6 protein-coding genes and 2 pseudogenes are annotated in these 3921 nt (G+C 48.7%); 6 read left to right on the forward strand and 2 right to left on the reverse strand.

Translation table 11 applies throughout. The annotated features are described in order from the left end of the window. Nucleotides 1-320, reverse strand: a pseudogene (locus RMO84_RS15295) (hypothetical protein); the annotation flags it as partial. Nucleotides 321-516: 196 nt separating this feature from the next. Here RMO84_RS15295 and RMO84_RS15300 point away from each other — a divergent pair. From RMO84_RS15300 to RMO84_RS15320, 5 genes are all read left to right on the forward strand, one after another. Beyond that, complete coding sequence (locus RMO84_RS15300; protein ID WP_310489305.1) at nt 517-1038, forward strand: photosystem I assembly protein Ycf3; 522 nt, start codon at nt 517-519, stop codon at nt 1036-1038. Nucleotides 1039-1113: 75 nt separating this feature from the next. Beyond that, nucleotides 1114-1398 carry an Asp-tRNA(Asn)/Glu-tRNA(Gln) amidotransferase subunit GatC gene (gene gatC, locus RMO84_RS15305; RefSeq protein WP_310489306.1) on the forward strand — a complete coding sequence of 95 codons (285 nt, stop codon included), beginning with the start codon at nt 1114-1116 and terminating at the stop codon, nt 1396-1398. 61 nt (nt 1399-1459) lie between these two features. Further along, on the forward strand, nt 1460-1687 hold the full coding sequence (locus RMO84_RS15310; RefSeq protein WP_310489307.1) for a ferredoxin family protein: 228 nt from the start codon (nt 1460-1462) through the stop codon (nt 1685-1687). A gap of 144 nt (nt 1688-1831) precedes the next feature. After that, the gene (locus RMO84_RS15315) at nt 1832-2068 is read left to right on the forward strand and encodes a type II toxin-antitoxin system HicA family toxin (RefSeq protein ID WP_310489308.1); all 237 of its coding nucleotides are present in this window, start codon (nt 1832-1834) and stop codon (nt 2066-2068) included. Further along, complete coding sequence (locus tag RMO84_RS15320) at nt 2055-2273, forward strand: type II toxin-antitoxin system HicB family antitoxin (protein WP_396135869.1); 219 nt, start codon at nt 2055-2057, stop codon at nt 2271-2273. Before RMO84_RS15315 ends, RMO84_RS15320 begins: the two co-directional genes overlap by 14 nt. Nucleotides 2274-2435: 162 nt before the next feature. Here RMO84_RS15320 and RMO84_RS15325 read toward each other — a convergent pair whose 3' ends face one another. Next, entirely contained in the window at nt 2436-3560 is a 1125-nt protein-coding gene (locus RMO84_RS15325; RefSeq protein ID WP_310489310.1) for a hypothetical protein, read from the reverse strand. 55 nt (nt 3561-3615) lie between these two features. Here RMO84_RS15325 and RMO84_RS15330 point away from each other — a divergent pair. Next, nucleotides 3616-3921: pseudogene (locus RMO84_RS15330) on the forward strand (metallophosphoesterase); the annotation flags it as partial.

Raw genomic sequence — 3921 nt, forward strand, 5'->3', positions numbered from 1 at the left:
ATGTAATCCGCAAAGCCGGCGTAACGCGCGGCCGGCGTGATCTCCGGCCGCTTCCAGGCGATCGCGTCGTGAAACACGGCGACCCGGCGCGGGGGCGAATCGTCGCGCAGCGCCCGCAGCCAGGCGATGCGGTTATCCTGAAATATCTCCGGCACGAAGAGCGTGTCCGCCGCCGTCAGCCGGGTGGCGAGCCGCAACCGATTGCGCCGGCGGACGACCTGCCAGACCCAGATGATCAGCAACGTTCCGGGCGCAATCAGGAGCCACAGATAAATCGGCTCCGCAAACCGCACAGTGTCGAGATCGATGCCCGTGATCACCCTGGATCCACCTCAGCCCTCAGCCCTTCCTGACCTTGGTTCCGCCTTTTCCGGCCTGCGGATCGTCTTTCCGTTCTTCCCCACAAGAATTGTTACTAGTCCTTGGCTTCATTGCCCAAAACGGTAAAATAGATAACTATAAGTAAAAATACCTTAACTAAGCATCAGGATACGTTCCTGAATCCCTAATTTAGCTATGCCAAGAACCCAGAAGAACGATAACTTCATCGACAAAAGCTTCACAGTCATGGCAGACATTCTCCTCAAGATCATGCCGACCAACAAGCGTGCCAAAGAGGCTTTTGTTTATTATCGCGACGGGATGTCCGCTCAGGCTGATGGCGAATACGCCGAAGCTCTAGACAACTACGAAGAAGCCCTGCGCCTAGAAGAAAACGATTACGATCGCAGCTATATCCTGTACAATATGGGCTTGATCTACGCTAGTAATGGCGAACACGAACGCGCCCTCAACCAATATTTTCAAGCCGTCGAACTCAATTCGCGCCTGTGCCAAGCCCTAAACAACATCGCCGTCATTTATCACTATCAAGGTGAAAAAGCCGCTGAAACAGGCGATATGACCGCTAGCGAAGCCCTGCTCGGCAAAGCCGCTGAGTACTGGATTCAAGCCATCAAGATCGCCCCCAACAACTATATCGAAGCCCAAAACTGGCTCAAAACCACCGGACGCTCTCAGATCGATATTTATTTTTAAGGCTTTAGGTCTTAGGTTTTAGGCTTTAGGTCTTAGGCAAAGATCTACATTCAACTATCAATTATTAACCCCCCTATGCTCGATCGCGACCAAGTCCACAAAGTAGCCCTTCTCGCTCGATTGGAACTCACTCCCGCAGAAGAAGAACAGTATGCCGGACAGATGAGTAGTATTCTCGACTATTTCGAGCAACTGAGCGAACTCGATACCGATAATGTCGAGCCAACGACTAGAGCAATTGACATGAGTAATATTACTCGCCATGACGAGCAGTCATCGTACCAAAATCTCGCTGGTATCTATGCAGCAGCACCCGATCGCGAAACAGATTTTTTCAAAGTTCCCAAAATCATGACTTAGGCAGCTTAGAATCGATCTGCATTACGATTAATTATTGTCAATTATTAGTAGAGAAGAACTTGTGTCCCACTCGATCGTTACCAATGTTTGTGAAGGTGTAGCTGATTGTGTACCAGCATGCCCAGTTGCCTGTATCCATGAGGGGCCAGGGAAAAATACGCGGGGTACCGACTGGTATTGGATCGACTTTTCCACTTGTATCGATTGTGGAATTTGTATTCAAGTTTGCCCGATCGAGGGCGCAATTTTACCTGAGGAAAGACCCGATTTACAACAGACGCCTAGCTAGTTTTTCAGGACTAATTATTGTTTAGTACACAGCGTCGATTTACATCGACTTAGCAGTAGGCAGTTGCCAAAGTTGAAAATTTCTACTGGCAACAACAATTCTTACTTCATGTGGAAATTAAAGTAGGGTGTAAAAAGAATATTTATGCCCAGAAAAATTCGGGAGTTTAAAGCTCAAATCGCAAATGAGGGCTTTATTTATTTACCTAAGCGCGGTAAGGGGAGCCACGAACGCTGGCGACACCCAATGCTTGAAAAAACGCTGACCATTCCAGGTAAAAATGGAGATGATGTGCCTCTATATCTAGAGAATCAGCTCAAAAAATTACTTTTGGCACTCGCAGAAATAATCGAAGAGAAAGATAATGATGAGCCAATATAGTATGGTTATTGAATGGTCTGAGGAAGATCGGCTGTTCCTAGTCACAATTCCAGAGTTTGCAGAGCGAGTAGTAATGCCGTGTACTCACGGTCAAACTCGCGATGAAGCCATTCGTAATGGTGAAGAAGTAATTGAGATGTACTTGGAAGCTTGGCAAGCAGAAGGCGAATCTATTCCCGAACCCAGAACACTTCAGGCTGCTTAATGAAAATATTTCGTTAATTAGGTGTTTGTATCATAGATTCAGAAATCGATTTTTGTGGAGCCGATCGAATTCTTGGATTATAAAAATATCATCGGGCAGCGATCGAGGATTGAGCATCGATCGATTCTTGTCATCTACAAATATCGTCGATCGACCCAAGTACTAACTCAATCGTCGCTGTAAGATGATGGGATGCTTGCCAACGACAGGACTGCGGGCGATCGAGACACCTTGACTGTCTTGAATTTCTAATTTGGTAAAATGATTGGCTTGAGCTTGAAGCCACATTCGATCGGCTAAACTATTTTGACGATCGTCATTGAGGGTATACCACACCGGATTGAGCTGCACGAGTAAGCGATCGCTAGCAGTATCGACATCTAATGTTTGCACGAGATCGTCTGGATACTGACTGGTAATCTCACTAATTTGCGTCTCTAGTGCCTCGATAAATGCTTGCTCGGGACTGACGATAGTCGGACTTTCCACCAGGGGATCGGCAGGTCGCACGGCAACAGGTGCCTCTGGTGGTTTGGAAGCCATGCCCTCAATTCCTGGCATAAACAAGCTATCGATAAACCAGATGCCCACGGTGACGAATAGTATCACAGTTGCCGTGAGAATCGCATCAGAGAGCTGCTGAAGTGGCCCTGGCAGGAATCGGCGAAATTGTTGCAATATCCCCGCCCACAAGCCGACAGCGGGGTTTACCTGGGTGGATCTAGTACCACCAACGGTACTCCTACCACTCGAAAATGTCGATCGAGCGGCTAGTTCCTGAGTATCGAGGGGACTCTCATCCCACAGATCTTCATTAGGTGGGATGGATCTGATATTTTGACCGCGACGGGCCTCTCGAATATTACTACTTTTGACTGTGGCTGCGGGTAGTGCCTCAGCCCAGTCATCGAGATCGCTACTATTGGTGACATTCGGCGATTCGACTGTTAGCGTCGGTTGTGCGTAGTCAATGCGACGATTGGGCGGTCGCACTAATGGGTTATTTTCATTCTCTGCTACTTCGGCATCATCCCAGTTAGTCTCTTCGTCATCGGTATCGAATTGACTGGCAATCGGATCGAGATCGCGTGCGGCGGGACGATCCCAATCACGATCGTCAAAATCGGCAAACATGTCGGCTGGAGCGGCAGATTGACGATTTTGCCGGGGATTGCCGTTCGGCGGTGGGGTAGGCTCTGGCTGCTGTTTACCAAATCGCCCAAACAATCCTTGCATGAGTTTACCTGTGCGCGATCGGGGTGCCATTTCGGTTAGGATGAGTGTCACTTCTCTCTAATCTATCATCTTTGTTCGGTCAGACCCTTACAGATAATCAAAATTTATGAGTACTAACCGCCGTCAATTTTTAGTGGGAGCTGGCTTGGCTGGCTTTGGTTTGGCTGGAGCTGGCAAACTCTTATTTGCCGATCGATCTAGTTCGGCTGACGAGGATGGTGACAATGCTTCCCTCACTGCGGGTGCCGCCTTTCGGAACGATCTCCCCCTAGCTGCTGTAGTCACGCCCAAATCCAAGCTGTTACTGCGATTTGCCGCTATTGCCGATACGGGTAGCAGTACCAAAAATCAATATGCTGTCGGTCGGGCGATGACCCGCTACCACGCCCAAAACCCGTTTAATACGGTCATC

Origin of the sequence: Chamaesiphon sp. VAR_69_metabat_338, from assembly GCF_031423935.1 — a bacterium.
In the GTDB taxonomy this organism is placed as follows: Bacteria; Cyanobacteriota; Cyanobacteriia; order Cyanobacteriales; family Chamaesiphonaceae; genus Chamaesiphon.

What these genes read in the sequence shown, in the direction of transcription:
- RMO84_RS15320 (WP_396135869.1), top strand. Translation starts at nt 2,055, where the DNA reads ATGAGCCAATATAGTATGGTTATTGAATGGTCTGAGGAAGATCGGCTG.
- gatC (WP_310489306.1), top strand. Translation starts at nt 1,114, where the DNA reads ATGCTCGATCGCGACCAAGTCCACAAAGTAGCCCTTCTCGCTCGATTG.
- RMO84_RS15300 (WP_310489305.1), top strand. Translation starts at nt 517, where the DNA reads ATGCCAAGAACCCAGAAGAACGATAACTTCATCGACAAAAGCTTCACA.
- RMO84_RS15315 (WP_310489308.1), top strand. Translation starts at nt 1,832, where the DNA reads ATGCCCAGAAAAATTCGGGAGTTTAAAGCTCAAATCGCAAATGAGGGC.